At 65.6% G+C, this 16,495-nt stretch carries 14 protein-coding genes and 1 pseudogene; 6 read left to right on the top strand and 9 right to left on the bottom strand.

The window, feature by feature from the left end; genetic code table 11:
* Positions 1–30: 30 nt before the first annotated feature.
* Together AB4099_RS05655 and catB are read left to right on the top strand one after the other, a co-directional pair.
* Positions 31–1,254, top strand: a complete 1,224-nt coding sequence (locus AB4099_RS05655) for a histidine kinase (RefSeq protein WP_441477335.1) — start codon at positions 31–33, stop codon at positions 1,252–1,254.
* A gap of 132 nt (positions 1,255–1,386) precedes the next feature.
* The gene (gene catB / locus AB4099_RS05660) at positions 1,387–2,019 is read left to right on the top strand and encodes a type B chloramphenicol O-acetyltransferase (RefSeq protein ID WP_441477336.1); all 633 of its coding nucleotides are present in this window, start codon (positions 1,387–1,389) and stop codon (positions 2,017–2,019) included.
* Between the two features lie 107 nt (positions 2,020–2,126).
* Here the strand turns inward: catB and phbB are convergent, their stop codons facing one another.
* The 3 genes and pseudogenes from phbB to AB4099_RS05675 form a co-directional block, all read right to left on the bottom strand.
* Positions 2,127–2,849 carry an acetoacetyl-CoA reductase gene (phbB, locus tag AB4099_RS05665; protein ID WP_113517091.1) on the bottom strand — a complete coding sequence of 241 codons (723 nt, stop codon included), beginning with the start codon at positions 2,847–2,849 and terminating at the stop codon, positions 2,127–2,129.
* A 33-nt stretch (positions 2,850–2,882) separates the two neighbouring features.
* Positions 2,883–3,097: pseudogene (locus tag AB4099_RS05670) on the bottom strand (DUF1737 domain-containing protein).
* A 9-nt stretch (positions 3,098–3,106) separates the two neighbouring features.
* On the bottom strand, positions 3,107–4,285 hold the full coding sequence (locus tag AB4099_RS05675; protein WP_441477337.1) for an acetyl-CoA C-acetyltransferase: 1,179 nt from the start codon (positions 4,283–4,285) through the stop codon (positions 3,107–3,109).
* 298 nt (positions 4,286–4,583) lie between these two features.
* Here AB4099_RS05675 and phaR point away from each other — a divergent pair, with 298 nt between their 5' ends.
* Positions 4,584–5,180: a polyhydroxyalkanoate synthesis repressor PhaR gene (gene phaR / locus AB4099_RS05680; RefSeq protein ID WP_113517105.1), complete on the top strand. Its 597-nt coding sequence runs from the start codon at positions 4,584–4,586 to the stop codon at positions 5,178–5,180.
* Positions 5,181–5,275: 95 nt separating this feature from the next.
* On the opposite strand, the gene AB4099_RS05685 is transcribed toward phaR, so the two are convergent.
* On the bottom strand, positions 5,276–6,967 hold the full coding sequence (locus AB4099_RS05685; RefSeq protein WP_441477338.1) for an EAL domain-containing protein: 1,692 nt from the start codon (positions 6,965–6,967) through the stop codon (positions 5,276–5,278).
* A 177-nt stretch (positions 6,968–7,144) separates the two neighbouring features.
* Here AB4099_RS05685 and AB4099_RS05690 point away from each other — a divergent pair, with 177 nt between their 5' ends.
* On the top strand, positions 7,145–7,345 hold the full coding sequence (locus AB4099_RS05690; protein WP_162768306.1) for a hypothetical protein: 201 nt from the start codon (positions 7,145–7,147) through the stop codon (positions 7,343–7,345).
* A 196-nt stretch (positions 7,346–7,541) separates the two neighbouring features.
* Here the strand turns inward: AB4099_RS05690 and rpmF are convergent, their stop codons facing one another.
* Positions 7,542–7,727 (bottom strand): 50S ribosomal protein L32, encoded by a 186-nt coding sequence (gene rpmF / locus AB4099_RS05695; RefSeq protein WP_043233137.1) that lies wholly within the window; start codon positions 7,725–7,727, stop codon positions 7,542–7,544.
* A gap of 119 nt (positions 7,728–7,846) precedes the next feature.
* The gene (gene mtgA, locus AB4099_RS05700) at positions 7,847–8,566 is read right to left on the bottom strand and encodes a monofunctional biosynthetic peptidoglycan transglycosylase (RefSeq protein ID WP_441477339.1); all 720 of its coding nucleotides are present in this window, start codon (positions 8,564–8,566) and stop codon (positions 7,847–7,849) included.
* Between the two features lie 80 nt (positions 8,567–8,646).
* On the opposite strand from mtgA, the gene AB4099_RS05705 reads away from it, so the two are divergent.
* Together AB4099_RS05705 and AB4099_RS05710 are read left to right on the top strand one after the other, a co-directional pair.
* Positions 8,647–9,582 carry a polyprenyl synthetase family protein gene (locus AB4099_RS05705; protein ID WP_113518599.1) on the top strand — a complete coding sequence of 312 codons (936 nt, stop codon included), beginning with the start codon at positions 8,647–8,649 and terminating at the stop codon, positions 9,580–9,582.
* Between the two features lie 328 nt (positions 9,583–9,910).
* Positions 9,911–11,023, top strand: coding sequence for a branched-chain amino acid ABC transporter substrate-binding protein (locus AB4099_RS05710; protein WP_441477340.1), 1,113 nt, complete (start codon positions 9,911–9,913; stop codon positions 11,021–11,023).
* A gap of 717 nt (positions 11,024–11,740) precedes the next feature.
* On the opposite strand, the gene AB4099_RS05715 is transcribed toward AB4099_RS05710, so the two are convergent.
* The 3 genes from AB4099_RS05715 to AB4099_RS05725 form a co-directional block, all read right to left on the bottom strand.
* A complete protein-coding gene (locus AB4099_RS05715) occupies positions 11,741–13,477 on the bottom strand; it encodes an adenylate/guanylate cyclase domain-containing protein (RefSeq protein ID WP_441477341.1) in 1,737 nt (578 codons plus the stop codon).
* 33 nt (positions 13,478–13,510) lie between these two features.
* Positions 13,511–14,491, bottom strand: a complete 981-nt coding sequence (locus AB4099_RS05720) for an ABC transporter substrate-binding protein (RefSeq protein WP_113518602.1) — start codon at positions 14,489–14,491, stop codon at positions 13,511–13,513.
* Positions 14,492–14,735: 244 nt separating this feature from the next.
* A complete protein-coding gene (locus tag AB4099_RS05725; protein ID WP_441477342.1) occupies positions 14,736–16,226 on the bottom strand; it encodes an amidohydrolase family protein in 1,491 nt (496 codons plus the stop codon).
* Between the last annotated feature and the right edge of the window lie 269 nt (positions 16,227–16,495).

Genomic DNA, 16,495 nt, shown 5'->3' on the forward strand with positions numbered 1-16,495 from the left:
GGGCGAGCCCAACACGGACAATTGAGGCCAATGGCCGATTTCTATCCCATCCTGGCGCGCGCGATCGCCGGGCTGCCCGACAAGTCCCCGGAAGCGCGCCGCGCGGTCTATGACCGCGCCCGGACAGCTCTGGTCGCCCAGCTGCGGAGTCTCGACCCACCGGTCGGCGAGGCCGAGATCATGCGCGAGCGCCTGGCGCTCGACGAGGCGATGTCGCGTGTCGAGGCCGATTACGACGAGGCTGAGACCCAGCGCCCCGCCACGACGACGATCCGCCCCGTTCCGGAACCGGAGCCTGAGTCTGAGCCCGCTCTGGCCGATACGGCCCATGAGGAAGTCGGGACGAGCCCCGTCATCGACCCCTTCGAAAGCCGCCCGGTCGAGACCCAGGAGCCGGTCGACACGCAGCCGGTCCGCCCGCGCGTCGCTCCCCCACGCGAGCGCCGCGTCGATCCCGGACATATCCGCACCGCCATCGTCGGCGGCGGCGTCGCGCTTGCGGTCGTCGCGATCGCGGCGGCCGCCTTCTATGTCAACAAGGTCAATCCCTCCGACACGGCAGCGCAGCGCCCTCGGACCGAGGCGCAGGTCCAGCAGTCGCAGCCGGACAGCGCCGGCAAGCTGAACGACCGGGTCGGCGATGCCGGAGCGACAGGCGCAGGACCGGCCGCACGGCCTGGTGGCGCGACGGCCTCACAGGGCAGCGAGATCGCCGTCGCCCAGCGCGCCATTCTCTACACCGAAGTACCGGAAACCCCGCAGCAGCCGAAGGCCGTCAATGGCCGGGTCGTCTGGCGGCTCGACAGCGAGAGCGCCGGGCAGGGTCGCCCGGTCGAGACGATCGTGCGCGCGAGCGTTGAGGTTCCGGATGCCGGCCTCAGCCTCGACTTCACCATCCGCCGCAACACCGACAGCGCCTTCCCGGCCTCGCATATCATTGGCCTGCGCTTCACGCGGACGGGTGATGCCACGACCGACGCGATCCGCGAGGTCGGCGTGCCGCAGCTCAAGACCGACGAGAACGAACGGGGCGCACCACTCTCCGCCATCGCGTCGGCGCTCGGCGACAATCTCTTCGTGGCCGCGCTCTCGAATGTGCCGGTGGAAATCGACCGCAATATCGAGCTGATGCAGACGCGCAGCTGGATCGACATCCCGCTGCGTTTCGCATCCGGACGGCGCGGCATCATCACCTTCGAGAAGGGTGTCTCGGGCAGCCAGACGCTTGACGATGCCTTCGGACGCTGGCGCTAGGCACTGAAGAAGAGACGCGGGCAGCGATCGGTAAAGCCCCGGAGCGGTTCCCGGATTTCCCTTCGATCACTCCGGGTAATCTGCCCGCTTCAAACTCTCTGGATTTGCGCTGAAGGACGGGAGCACACCGGGATGACGAACGCCTTTGAAAGCCCGTTCAAAGGCAGGCTTCTGTCGGAACAGGTGACCAACCCCAACATCACCGTCGGTCGGTACAGCTACTATTCCGGCTATTATCACGGGCATTCCTTTGACGATTGTGCCCGCTACCTGCGGCCCGACCTCGCCGATGTCGACAAGCTCATCATCGGCAGCTTCTGCTCGATCGGGACCGGCGCCTGCTTCATGATGGCCGGTAACCAGGGGCATCGGAACGACTGGGTCTCCAGCTTTCCCTTCTTCTATATGTCGGAAGAACCTGCCTTCGCCGGCGCGCGTGACGCCTTCCGGCCAGCTGGCGACACCGTGGTCGGCAGCGATGTCTGGATCGGTGCCGAGGCGATGATCATGCCGGGCATCCGGATCGGCCACGGCGCCGTGATCGGCAGCCGCGCCCTCGTCACCAGGGATGTCGAGCCCTACGCGATCGTCGGCGGCAACCCGGCCAGGCCGATCCGCACGCGCTTCACCGAAGCCGAAATCGCCATGCTGCTGGAGATGGCCTGGTGGGATTGGCCGCTGGAGCAGATCAGGGACAGCATGGATCTGTTCTGCTCCAACGACATCCCCGGGCTGTACCGGCGCTGGCAGGAAGCCTCAGCGTAAAGGCGCCTCCCGCCTGCCCTCTCAGCCAAACTGAAGCCGCGTTTATCGAGGGCGCATCGACTTGACGAGGGCTGTCGGCGCGGTCGCGCCGACAGCCTCGATCAAGCTCACGCCATATACTGCCCGCCATTGACCGCGAACGTCGCGCCGGTGGTGAAGGCACCGTGATCGGAGGCAAGGAAAGCGACCATCTGGGCGATCTCCTCGGGCTTGCCGAGCCGGCCGGCGGGGATACCGGCGACGACGCGCTTCAGCGCCTCCTCCGGCATGGCAGCAACCATGTCGGTGCCGATATAGCCGGGTGTGATCGCATTGACGGTGATGCCCTTGTTGGCGTTCTCCTGGGCAAGTGCCTTGACGAAGCCGATGTCCCCCGCCTTGGCCGCCGAATAGTTCACCTGGCCCATCTGGCCCTTCTGGCCGTTGATCGACGAGATCACGATGATGCGGCCAAAGCTGCGCCCGCGCATGCCCTCGATCACCGGCCTCGTCATGTTGAAGAGCGAATCGAGATTGGTGCGGATGACGGCGGACCACTGGTCCTTGGTCATCTTGTGGAAGAAGCCGTCGCGGGTGATGCCGGCATTGTTGACCAGGATGTCGACCGGCCCGTTCTCCGCCTCGACGCTGGCGATGCCGGCAGTGCAGGCATCGTAATCGCCGACATCCCACTTATAGACCGGGATGCCGGTTTCCGCCTTGAACTTGGCCGCTGCCTCGTCATTGCCGGCATAGTTGGCCGCCACCTTGTAGCCTGCGGCCTGCAGAGTCCGGCTGATCGCTCCGCCGATACCCCGCGTCCCCCCCGTGACCAACGCGACCTTCGTCATTTGGTTGTCCCCTCTTCGTTTTGGTCTTTTGAGCTATTGTTCCGCGAGCTTCAGATCGGGCGAATAGGGCCCGTCCACGTCCTTGATGATGGCCTGGCCGCAGATGACGCGCTGTTCCTGACGTCATAGGTCAGCGTCGGGGGCCCGTAGAGCTCCCAGCCCCTGCTCAGGGCCTCCGAGACCCGATGACAGAAGACGGCGTCATCGGGGCCCGTGAGATAGCGATAGAGCGTCGTCTGCTTCGCCATGGCGAGAGCTCAGCGTTCCACCGCCATGGCGACACCCATCCCGCCGCCGATGCAGAGCGTGGCGAGGCCCTTCTTGGCGTCGCGCTTGGCCATCTCATGCAGGAGCGTGACGAGGACGCGCGCGCCGGAAGCGCCGATCGGATGGCCGATCGCGATCGCGCCGCCATTGACGTTGACGATATCGGGGTTCCAGCCGAGGTCCTTGTTGACCGCGAGCGCCTGCGCCGCGAAGGCCTCGTTGGCCTCGACGAGGTCGAGATCGCCGATCTTCCAGCCGGCCTTCTCCAATGCCTTGCGCGTCGCCGGGATCGGGCCAGTGCCCATGATCGCCGGGTCGACGCCGGCAGTGGCCCAGGAGGCGATGCGGGCGAGCGGGGTGAGGCCGCGCTTGGCAGCTTCCTTGGCGGTCATCAGGACGAGAGCGGCAGCGCCGTCATTGAGGCCAGACGCGTTGCCGGCCGTCACCGTGCCCTCCTTCGAGAAGGCTGGCTTCAGCTTGGCCATGGCCTCCAGCGTCGCCCCGTGACGGGGATACTCGTCCTGGTCGACGACGATATCGCCCTTGCGGGTCGAGACGGTAAAGGGAGCGATCTCGTCCTTGAACCGGCCGGCCTTCTGCGCGACCTCGGCCTTGTTCTGCGAGCCGACGGCGAACCTGTCCTGCTCCTCGCGGCTGATCTGCCATTTGGTCGCGACGTTCTCGGCGGTGGTGCCCATATGGTAACCGTGGAAGGCGTCCCAGAGTCCGTCCTTGATCATCGTGTCGATGAACTTGGTGTCGCCCATCTTGGTGCCGTTGCGCAGATGCGCAGCATGCTGCGACATCGACATCGATTCCTGGCCACCGGCCACGATGATGTCGGCGTCGCCATTGACGATCTGCTGCAGGCCGATGGCGACCGCACGCAGGCCCGAGCCGCAGAGCTGGTTGAGGCCCCAGGAGGTTGCTTCCTGCGGGATGCCGGCCTTCATCGCCGCCTGACGAGCCGGATTCTGGCCCTGCCCCGCGGTCAGGATCTGGCCCATGATGACCTCGTCGACCTCACCGCCTTCGACCTTGGCGCGGGCGAGCGCCTCCTTGATCGCGGCAGCGCCGAGATCATGGGCCGCAGTATTGGCAAAAGCGCCGTTGAAGGCGCCGACCGCCGTGCGCGCGGCGCCGACGATTACGATGTCAGTATCGGCCATGGTGAGTTCCTCGCTGTTGTCGTAGTGGCTCGCCAGGACCGGGCCACCAGGTTCGGCTCCCACCTTCGAAGGCTGCCGCGGCCGCGTCAAGCCGGCCGAGAGAGGGAGAGCGTGGTTCGCCTCCCCGGGACCGTGCTGCATAGCAGCACTGGTTCGCCGCCCCAGCGTTCCGCTCGGTAAGATTGATTCAAAAACGTTCAAAAAACTTGCAGCATGCCGCTGACAGGTTATCGTTGCCGGGAGGATCGTTCCGCTGGACCTGAAATGTCAGGCCCGGATCAACGCGATGCAGGGTATGATGGCCAGCGAAAAAGAACCGACAGTCATCAAGAAATACGCCAATCGCAGGTTGTATCATACGGGCACGAGCTCCTACGTCACCCTTGAGGATCTGGCCGGCCTGGTCCGCGGCGGAGAGGACTTCGTGGTCTATGATGCCAAGTCCGGCGAGGACATCACGCGTTCGGTCCTGGCCCAGATCATCTTCGACGAAGAGAGCAAGGACGGGCAGAACCTGCTGCCGATCACCTTCCTGCGCCAGCTGATCCGCTTCTACGGCGACAGCATGCAGGCTTTGGTGCCGCGCTATCTCGAGTTCTCCATGGAGAATCTCACCAAGGAGCAGAATCAGTTCCGCGACATGATGGGCAAGGCCTTCACCGGCGGCGCATTTGGCGGCACCGGACTGGACGCGATCCAGGCCCAGACCCGCGCCAATATGGCGATGTTCACGGAAGCCTTCCGGCTGTTCAACCCCTTTGCCGCAGCGGCAGCCTCGGCCCAGCCCAAGGCCGATGCAGCACCAGCCGCCGGCAAGGGCGACGAGCTCGGCGACCTGAAGCGGGAACTCTCCGAGATGCGCGACCGGCTGGACAAGCTCGCCAAGACGAAGTGAGCGGGCAGCGCCCTCAGGCCCGGGCTTGCCCGGGCACGTCCTGATCAAGAGCGTCTCGGGCTGGTCGTTTGCTCGAGACTGCTCCCTCCCTCGGGTCAGCCCACCGCCCGGTGCAGCTCTGAAGGCACTGCGGGCTGCCAGAGTTCGGCTTTGCCTACGAGATGCCCCTGCAGATAGGTCACGCCCCAATCGGTGAGCATGGTCGCCTGCAACTCGTCATCGACCCATTCGGCGACAGTGTCGACCATGAGATGGCGGGCAAGGTCGATCAGCGTCCGAACATAGAAGCGGTCATCGGTCGAACGTCGCAGGTTCTGCGTGAAGGCTCCGTCCAGTTTCAGGATGTCGATCGGGAAGGCGCGCAGATGCCGCAGCGACGTGTGGCCCGCACCGAAATCGTCGATCGCGATGCGTGCGCCCTGATCTTTGATCTTGCCGAGCAGGCGGGCCAGACGGCGCGGATCCTCGATCGTCGCCGTCTCGGTGATCTCGACGATCAGCCGCCCGGCGAGGCCGCGGGATGAGCCGGTGCAGGCCAGGAAGGCGTCGAGCCATTCCGGATCGCCGAGCGAGCGCGGCGAGACGTTGATCGAGAGCGTCATGTTCGGATCGGCCGCGAGCATGTCGACGGCGAGCTCGAGCACGCGGTGATCGAAGAGCCGGACGAGCCCGCGCCGCTCGAGCAGCGGAATCAGCTCTGCCGCCGAGAAGAACAGCCCTTCAGATCCATGGCCGACCCGCAGCAGAGCTTCGTGGAAGGCAACCTCGCGCGTCCTGGCCTCCACGACGGATTGCAGCGCCAGCCGGACGCGACGCTCGTTCAGTGCCGCGATGGCCTGGATATCGAAGCCGCTGTGGTCCGGCGCCGGCTCACGCAACTCGCGCTGACGTGCGATGACGACGGTGTCGGCTGCGCCTGCCTTGGCGCCGGCAAGTGCGTTCTCCGCGGCCGAGACCAGGGTACCGGCATGCCGCGAGAGATCCGGCGCGACGGCCGCGCCGACCCGCAGACGCACCAGCGCAATGCCGCGCCCGGTCTCGATCGCGGACTGTGCGACGGCCTTGATGAAGCGCCGCGCTGCCGGCTCGATCTGGTTCTGCGGACAGCCCGCGAGCAGGATGGCGAAGCGATTGCTGGAATAGCGCAGCAGATGGTCGCGTCGACGCATCACCGAGCGCAGCCTTTCCTGGACCACGCCGATGATCTCGTCCGTGGCTTCATGGCCGAAATCATCGTTGAGACGTGCGAGCTCGTCGATCGCCGCGATCAGCACGACGACCGGGCGCTCAGCCGCAAGATGCTCCTGCAGCGATGATTCGAGACGCTCGACCAGTGCCCCGCGGTCACAGACGTCGCGGCTCTGCGAGGTAAGCTCGTCGGGTCGTACAGAGCGCTCGATGCGCAGCACGCCGCGCGCCATGGCAGGCTGGCCGTCGATGCCGACGAACCAGCGGCCGGCATCCTCGATCCACATCTTGCGGCCGCCGAGATCGGCTGCGTAGCGGGTGCGGTAGATCGCACCTTCGCCATGGTCCTGTCCGCCGGTCGAGAAGATTGCGTCGTAGCGGCTGCGGCCGCTACCCGGCTCCACCAACCCGGCGAAGGCGAGACCGCGGCTCATCGCAGCAACCGGAATCGGTCCCAGAACCTCGGCGGCGTTAGGACCCCAGTTCAGCGAATCGTTGGCGATGTCCCAGCTGTAGACCACCTCGCCGATCGAGGAGAGCAGGCTGCGCGGGTCGACGATCGTTTCTTCGCGGGTACTCAGGATCGATGGCGCAGGCATCGGTGCAGGGCCTTAGAGGCGCAGGCCGCGGGACACCTTTGGCGTCGTGCCGTCCTGGCCGAACGAGATCGGGAGATGTTTCGAAACGATGCAGGTTTCTGGCTTAACGCCCGGTTAAGGCCGGCCCCAGGATTGCAACTTTCCCTCCAGCGCAACCCTAGCGTTCCGGAGTGGCACATGCGGGATCAGCAATACGGGGCGAGAAGCCACCAGGCGCTTCCCGACGCGTCGACGATGCTGCTGCTGCAGATCGCGGCCAGCCACGCCGAAATCGGTCCGTTCGCGCGCCGGGCGCGCGAGACGCCACAGGTCGCGGCGCGGCGCTACGAAGCCCAGGCGCAGCGCGCCGGGAGGAAGCGGCAGCGCCTGGTCGCGTGAGGCCAGACCCTCTGCCGAGGAGCCGCATGATAGCGGTGTCCCGATGGATCATCCGGAAGCCGCACCGGAGACATCCATCGAGACGCGATCACAGATCGCTCCTCGGCAGAGGGCCTGGCGGGCGCCGGCGGAAACAGGACAAAGAAAAAGCCGGCCTCGCGGCCGGCTCCTAGACTCGCAAGCCTGCGACCGGGGCTCAGGCCTCGGTCTTGGCCTTCAGCACCTGGCGACCGCGATACATGCCGCTCTTCAGATCGACATGATGCGGACGGCGCAGTTCGCCGGAGTTCTTGTCTTCGATATAGGTGGGCTGCTTCAGCGCGTCGGCCGAGCGGCGCATGCCGCGCTTCGACGGCGAAGTCTTTCTCTTCGGAACGGCCATTGTACTCTCCATCGTGCCGCCGTCCGGAAGCGCAGGCCGCAGAGCCACGCCACCGCCACGACGACGGATCAATCTCGTGAGGCGATGGCCATACACGCTCGCAGGCGGGATGACTAGGCCTAATCGACATCTTTCATGCCGGAAGGCACGGCGCAGTCCCCAAGTGATCCGAGCTGCGCCGTGCGGCGCTGGATTCGCCCGCTCGCCGATTGCAGGCCGCGGCTCGGCTTGGCGGGATTGCGCAGGATCGGATTGGGCAGCGCACCGGCGAGCCGTGCAGCCTCTCCAGTGTTCAGGCGGGCGGCAGGCTTCCGGAAATGGCGTTGGGCGGCGGCTTCCGCCCCGAAGACGCCATCGCCCCACTCGGCGACGTTGAGATAGACCTCGATGATCCGCTGTTTCGGCCAGGCGAAGTCGATCGCGAGCGCGAGCGGAATCTCGAGCGCCTTGCGCAGATAGGAGCGCCCCGGCCAGAGAAAGACGTTCTTGGCCGTCTGCATGGTCAGCGTCGAAGCGCCGCGGCTCGGGCCATCCTCATCGTCGAGCACGGCGTTGAGCTCGATCCAGTCGACGCCGGAATGGCTGCAGAAGCGCTGGTCCTCGGCGGCGATGACGGCGCGGATCAGTGCAGGCGAGATTTGCGTGAGCGGCACCCATTGCCGTTCCACCGGCTGAAGGGTCAGCCAGCGCGCCAGCATCAGCGTCGAGGGGGCGGGCATGAACCGGAAGATCAGCAACCCGAGCGCCAGGACAACGGCGAGCCCGATGAGGATGCGAAAACACCACCCCAATGCACGGCCGACAATTCCTCGCCGCCGCGTTTGCTCGTGACCCGCCATGACCGCCATGCCCCCGCAACTTGACGATCCCGCCCCCATCCGGCAAGCCCCCGCCACCGTTGCGAACGCGAGATCAGCGCATGAGTTCCGCCGCAGATGACGCCCTTCCGGCCCGTCTTTCACAGACAGCCGATGCGATCGAGGCCCTGCTCGACGGTCTGCTTCAGGCCGCTCCAGGAGCGGGAGAGATCACGCGGCCCGAACGGCTGCTCGCAGCCATGCGCCATGGCGCGCTCGGCGGCGGCAAGCGCCTGCGGCCCTTCCTGACGGTCGAGACGGCGCTGCTGTTCGGGGCCAACGAAGCGCAAGCCTTGCGTGCCGGCGCAGCCGTCGAGCTGCTGCATTGCTATTCGCTCGTCCATGACGACCTGCCTTCGATGGATGATGATGATCTGCGCCGCGGACGACCGACGGTCCACAAGGCCTTCGACGAGGCGACCGCGATCCTGGCCGGGGATGCGCTGCAGACACTCGCCTTCGAGGTCCTTGCCAATCCCGCCACCCACGAGTCCGGTGCGGTCCGCGCGGCGCTGGTGCTTTGCCTCGCCCGGGCGTCCGGCCTCGGCGGCATGGTTGGCGGCCAGATGTTCGATCTCGCAGCGGAGGGGCGCTTCAACCCGGGCTCGACCGCGCTTGCCGAGAACGAGATCCGCCGGCTGCAGGCGATGAAGACGGGGGCGCTGCTGGCGGCCAGCGTCGAGATCGGTGCGCGCCTCGGCGGCGCCGAAGAGACCGCCCTTGCCGCGCTTGGGCGTTACGGCCGGGCGGTCGGCGCCACCTTCCAGGTGGCTGATGACATCCTCGACGTGGAGGCCAGCCAGGAGCAGATGGGCAAGGCCACGGCCAAGGACCAGGACAAGGGCAAGGCGACCCTGATCAACGCGCTCGGTCTCGCCGGCGCCAAGCGCGAGCGCGACCGGCTCTGCGAGGAGGCCGTCGCAGCCCTGTCGGGTTTTGGCGAGGAGGCCGCGATGCTGCGGGCTGCGGCATGGTTCGCAGCGACGCGGCAGAACTAGGGCCCGAGCTCCGAAGCGATGACATCCACGCAGTTTTGCGTGGCGCGGCAGCATGCAGCTCCGCATTCGGCATGGCCTCTGCGCCGCAGGACATGCCCACGGGCGGAGAGCAGCCGCTCGCCCGGCAGACCCGGCAATTTTGACACCCACCCCACCTGGCGCGCGCAGTGCCGCGCGCAGCCGCGTTGCCCTATAAAACCCGCGAGCGATCTCTATGCACGTTTCGCCCCTGCCTGGTTTCTCCTCGCAGTGGCCGGGTATTCGACCGCTTCACCACGAAGGCTCGCATCCACGACTGGAAATGCGAGCCAGTTGAGGGAGGATTGTGATGAGTAAGTTCAAGTTCTTTGTCAGCGCGGCCTTTGCTACCACGCTGCTCGCCGCGGCGCCGGGGGCGCGGGCCGATATCGTCATCGGCCTCATCGCGCCGCTGACGGGTCCGGTCGCAGCCTATGGCGATCAGGTGCGAAACGGCGCAGAGGCGGCGGTCGACGCCATCAACAAGAAGGGCGGCGTGCTCGGCGAGAAGCTGGTGCTCAAGCTTGCCGATGATGCCGGTGATCCCAAGCAGGGGGTTTCGGCCGCCAACCTGCTCGTTGGGGACAAGGTACGCTTCGTCGTCGGGCCGGTGACCTCGGGCGTCGCGATTCCCGCGTCCGATGTCTTTGCCGAGAACGGCGTGCTGATGGTGACGCCGACGGCTACGGCTCCGTCACTCACCACCCGTGGGCTGACCAATGTTCTGCGGACATGCGGCCGCGACGATCAGCAGGCGGAGGTCGCCGCCAATTATGTCCTGAAGAATCTTAAGGATAAGCGGATTGCGGTCATCCACGACAAGGGCACTTACGGCAAGGGCCTCGCGGATGCCTTCAAGAAGGGGATCAATGCCGGCGGCCTGAAGGAGGCGCTCTACCTGTCGCTGACACCGGCCGAAAAGGATCTCTCGGCCATCACCACGCGTCTCAAGGCCGCCAATATCGACCTGATCTATTTCGGCGGCTACCATCCGGAAGGCGGGCTCCTCGCCCGGCAGCTTCGCGACGCCGGTCTCAAGGCCACCATCATCGGCGGCGAAGGGCTTTCCAACACGGAATTCTGGGCGATCGCCGATGAAACGGCGTCGGGCGCACTCTTCACCAACGCGACAGATGCGCTGAAGAACCCCGACTCCGCGGAAGCGGTCAAGGTCCTCAAGGACAAGGGTATCCCGCCGGAAGCCTTCACGCTCAATGCCTATGCCGCAGTCGAAGTGCTGAAGGCCGGCATCGAGAAAGCCGGCAAGGCCACCAATGCGGCCGCAGTCGCGACAGCGCTGAAGTCCGGAGGGCCCATCACCACCGCCATCGGCAAGCTGGCCTATGACAAGAATGGCGATCTCAGCTCGCCGGCGTTCTCGATGTTCAAATGGGAGGCCGGCAAGATCGTCGCCGTGGAGTAACGAGCAGGTCTGGGCGCGAAGCGGGCAACCCCGTGCCTTCTTCGCGCCGCCGCCTGACTTCCTCGTTGATCCCGATGCCCCCCGCCAGCTTGACGCTCTGCGCTCGGCTTTCCCCGGGAGCGGGTCCATGCGCGCCGAACATTGCCTGCCTCGGCCCATGATTGAATTGCAGTGGAGCTGGGCGATGACAGCAGGCTCGGGCTTCGTCGGCGGCAATACGCGAGCACCCGCCTTGCGCTCGCTTCCGTCCTCCGGCAACAATGCCTCATGATTAGGACGCCATTTGCGACGCTGCTCTGCGTCACCGCACTCACAGCATGCAGCCCGACACCGGTCCGTCAGGTTATCGTGCCGGACAGCACGCCCGAGAAGCGCATCATGCGAACGGGCAGCGACCTCATGTTGCCTGACGGCACGCGCGTGACACCCGACCAGAGCGGCGGCTTCCAGCTGCCCAACGGCGATTATGTCCGGCGGGATCCACGCGGAGCATTGATACTGCCCACGGGCGCACGATGCCTCCCTGACCCAACCGGATATGTTTGCCCCTGATCAAGGGCCATCGTTGCCTGCGCGCCATCAGAGCCGATCTGCTCCATGAGCAGCGCCGTCGGGACCTAAGGCATCGGCCCGAAAAGTGGATTGCGGTTTTCGGGAAAGCCGATGCCATCACAGATGGTTGGATCATCGGACGGATACGATATCCGGTCCGATGACCTAATGACCGATGCCGAAGACAACGGCGAAGACGGGAACGGGTTGATCGAAACCTTTCAGACTGCGTGGATCCAACTCGACGAGCGGCACGCTCGAACCAACCGCGCGGGCGGCGGCGCGATCGATCAGGATCTCGGAATCCCGAGCGCTCGCGCATAGGCGCGATGCCAGATTCGTGACGTTGCCGATCGCAGCGTAATCGAGGCGGCCTTCCGAGCCGATCCGCCCGACCGTGGCCGGCCCCATGGCCAGCCCCACGCCAAAGCCAAGCTGGTGGCCCCGGGTGCGCCAGCCGACCAGATGTTTCTGCACGCTCATTTGCATGTCGCTGGCCATGGAGACGGCGCGTAGGGCCGGGTCAGGACAGGAAACCGGCGCGTTGACCAGGACCATCGCTCCGTCGCCGGAAAAGCCCATCAGCGTCGCCCCATGTACGCTGACGACCGCTTCGATGGCGCCATAGTACTCGCCGAGCACGCTCATCACGGTTTCGGGCTCAGCCTGCGCCGAGAAGGCAGTGAAGCCCCGCAAATCGCAGAAGACCACGACCACCTCGACGCGCCGCCCGTCGAGCACGCTGTCGTCACCTGTGCGGTCGACGAGTTCGGCCACTTGCGGCGCGAGAAAGCGCCGGAGCCGACTGATGCGTTCAGAGCGTTCCTGGGACACTGCCAATTCGGCGGCCATCTCATTGAACCGGGTGGCCAACCGCTCGAACTCGTCGCCCGTGCCGAGGCTGATCCGGTGGTCGAACTGCCCTGCGCCGATCTGCGCGACGCCCTCCTCCAGGAGCCGTATCGGCCCGACCATGCGCTGCGTCAGCCAATAGGCAAGCACGGCCGCGAGGACCGTTCCCGCAATGAGCAGCACCCCGGTGCGCCAAAGTGCGGCGTTGATCCGTCGGAATGCCTCAGTCACGGGCTGCTTGACGATGACGCTCCAATCGACGCCGGGGATCGGCGCCATGGCGGCCAGCACGGAGTTTCGCGCGGTATCCTGGCCGGTAATCGCCTGGCCGGGGCGCGCCAGAATGGCGGCTCGCAAGGCTTGAAGCGGTTGCGTTGCGGCTTCGTCGGCGCGCAGCACCAGACTGATATCGGGATGAGCGACAAGGCGCCCCGGCTGGTCGAGCACGAACGCCTCGCCGGTTCGCCCCACCCTTATCGCCGAGATTACATCCCAGATGAACTTGAGATTGACCTCCGCGACCGCCACCCCGACCGCCGAGCGATTGCCGGCGACCGAGACCGTCATGAAAGGCTCCGAGCCGCCATAGAACGTCACGGGCCCAAACCAGACACGCCCCGAGCGTGCTCCCGCCACCGCCGGATTCGCGGAGTGGTCCTCACCGCTCTCGACCCGGTTCAGGCCGATGCGCGACACGAACAGGCGTTCCTTGCCGGCAGCGTCGATGAGGCGGAGGCTGACCACGGCGGGGACCTGGCGCAGCAGGCGCAAGGCGTCGAGCCTGCGCCGCTCGTCGGTGTTCTCCGACCACGGCAATTGCACCATCCATCCAAGCTGATCGCGAATCCCTTCCATGAAATCCTGGATCTTCGCCGCCGCCCCTCGGGCTTCTGCATCCAGCAGGTCGTTCAGCCTGGCGCGCTGGTCGTGATAGCCGAACCAGGCTTCGCTCCCACCCGCGATCAGAAGCGGCAGGGCGACTGCCGCGAACAGGGCGAGAAAATACTTCCTGAACAGCGAGGTTCGTGGGGCGTCGGGCGAATGGGGCACCGTGCTAGCTCACGCGCCGGCTCACCGGCCGGGTCATTCGATCACCCCGTCGGCGCTGCTCAGCAGCGAGGGCGGGAAGGATAGTCTCAGCGCGCCGGCGGCCTTCAGGTTGATGAACATCTCGACCTTGGTGACCCGCTGAACCGGCAGGTCGGACGGCTTCTCGCCCTTGATGATACGGCCGGCATAGTTGCCGGCGTGACGGTGCGATTGCTCGAAATCACCGCCATAGCTCATCAGCCCGCCGGCGATCGGAAAGTCGCGGGATTGGGTCACAGCCGGCACCGCATGCTGCGCTGCGAGGACGGCAAGCCGCTGACTGCGATAGGCAAAATAGGGGTCGGAGGAGAAGACGAGGCCGCCCGCCTGCGTCTGCGACACAGCCCTGAACATGCCGTCGAACTCCTGTTCGGCGCTGGCAGTCAGGACATGAAGCTCCAGGCCAAGGCTGTCCGCCGCCGCCTGGAGATTCTTCATTTGCGAGCTCGAGGTCGGGCTCGTTGGGTTGACGGCAACAGCAAAGCTCCTCGCAGTGGGCAGCAATTCATGCATGAATTCCAGCCGCTTGCGCGAGACCTCCACGCTGAGGCTCGACACACCCGTGAGATTGCCTCCCGGCCGGGACAGGCTGTCCACGACGCCCAGCGCAATGGGGTCTCCCCCCATTTCGAAGACGATCGGTATCGTCGTCGTCGCCGATTTTGCCGCGAGCGCGACCTCGGCGCCGCCGGGTGCCACGATCACCGTCACCTGACGATTGACGAGATCCGTCGCAAGGGCGGGCAGTTGGCGATACTGGCCCTCCGCCCACCGATACTCGATCGCGAGATTGCGCCCCTCGACGAAACCGGCTTCCGCCAGGCCGTCACGAAAGGCCCGCAGGCGGCTCGCATAGGGCCCGGGGGATTCGGAGCCGAGATACCCGATGATCGGCATAGCCGACTGTTGCGCGCGAGCCGGGAGGGTCCAGGCCATCGCCGCACCGGCGAGCGCGACGAAATCGCGCCGCCTCATTCGGCCAGCGGCCCCGGCACAGACGGAGGGCATGAAACGCAACGCCGTCTCTCCTTCCAACCAACATTGCCAGTCGGCTTGAAGCGCTCGATGTTACCTCAATCACTCGGCCGCAGCATAGCCGCGCGACCGATGCTGCAAAGCCGGCTGAGCGGCATCGGGCCGCCCAACCGGACACACCGCCGCCGGATGGGATGGCGGCAAGGTCGCCCTCGCCTCCCTCCCCTCTGCGATGCCTGGGAAACTAGCCGCCGGTGCGATCCGGATGCTTGATCTTATAGACGCGGGGCGTCAGCTCCTCGATTTCCCGGCCGGCCCAATCCCGCTCGCTCGCCGTCTTGATCACGTCCCGCTGCCCCTGGCGCAGCATCTCGATATCGTTTCCGATGTCGAAGTGGAGCACCTGCCCGTTGGCGACGACCTGTCGCCCATCCACGTAAACGTCCCGGATCGCCCGGTCATTCGCAGAATAGACGATGCTGCGGATCGGATCGTAGTCAGGCTGCATATAAGGGTTCGTCATGTCGACGATCGAGAAATCGGCCTTGCAGCCGATGGCCAGACGGCCGAGATCGGGCCTGCGAATGATATCGGCTCCGACATTGGTGGCGGCACTGAAGGCATAGGATGTCGGCGCCGCGGTGAAGCTGCCCGCAACGATGCGCCCGGCGTAACAAGCCATCCGCAACTCATCCAGCATGTTGTGCGGAAAGCTGTCGGTGCCGATGCCGACCGGAACTCCCGCATCGACATAGCGGGCGAGCGTATTCAGAGCGATGCCCCGACGCGCGAAGACGACGGGGCAATGGGCGACCTGCGCGCCGCTCCGCACAAGCCGCTCGAAATCGTTGCCTTGCGGCCAATGCAGCCATGGATGATCGTTGAGGAAGATGCAGTGCCCGATCACGGTGTCGGGACCAAGCGCACCGATCTTGTCGAGCCACTCGATCGGCGTGCAGCCGGTGCGACGTACGATCTCCTGGAATTCGACAATGCTCTGCGCGGCATGGAGCTGGATCGGCTGGCCACGCTCGCGTGCGGCTTCAAGTGCACCGAGGATCTGCCCTTCGGTGCAGGTATCGATCTGCGCGGGGCCAAAATATCCACTGATCCGGCCGCTCGGATGCTTGTTCGCGTCGTCGGCCACCTTGATGGCCTCCAGCAGCAGCCTGTCGCCGCGTTCCGTATCCAGGTCATATTCGACGGAGTGGCCATTGCGCGTACGCCAGGCTCCCGAACGATGCATGGCCCAGAGAACGGCGCGAATGCCCGTGACCTCGTAATCGCCGACCCAGTCTTCGCGGGGGGCGGCGAGATCGCAGATCGTGGTCACGCCGCTCCGCAGCAGTTCCGATGTCGCCACCCGGCAGGCATGACGGGCATATTTCGGACCGATGTTGAAGACCGGCATGAACTCGTAGAGCGAGCTTTGCCCCAGGCGCTTGCTCCCCAATTCCTCGAGCATGCCCTTCCAACCCGGCTCATGGCCAGTATGGCTGTGAATGTCGACAAAGCCGGGCATGAGCATCACGCCGCGGCCGTCATGCTCGATATCCGCCGATCCGGGATAGCCCGGCCCGACATGGGTGATCTCATTGCCGGCGAAGGCGAAATCCGCATTCTGCAGATAGACATGGGAGGATGTTGAAGCGTCCCATGCGACGATCCAGTCGCAGTTTCGGATAACGGTCGTCCCGACCTCCCCTTTGCCGACCTGTCCTTTGCCGTCATTCATCCTGTGATCCCCCCTCGAATGTGTCGCGGAACGGCATTCTGCGCCGTGCCTTGCAGAAATCGCATCAGCTCACTGCGGTAAGTCATCCCGGTCCCTTGGTCTCGCATGTTCCGGGATGGCGTCCTTCGCCGGTGCCTGACGCACGCCCTGCGATTGCAGCACTCCGATGGCAGTGTTGGGAACCGGGTCCCACCGCATGACGACCGTGCTGGTCAGGACACTTGAAGTTGTTTTCCAGCACAAATAGGCTCGTTACTACACGCCGGAAA

It is taken from the genome of Allobosea sp. 2KB_26 (assembly GCF_052115715.1).
In the GTDB taxonomy this organism is placed as follows: domain Bacteria; phylum Pseudomonadota; class Alphaproteobacteria; order Rhizobiales; family Beijerinckiaceae; genus Allobosea.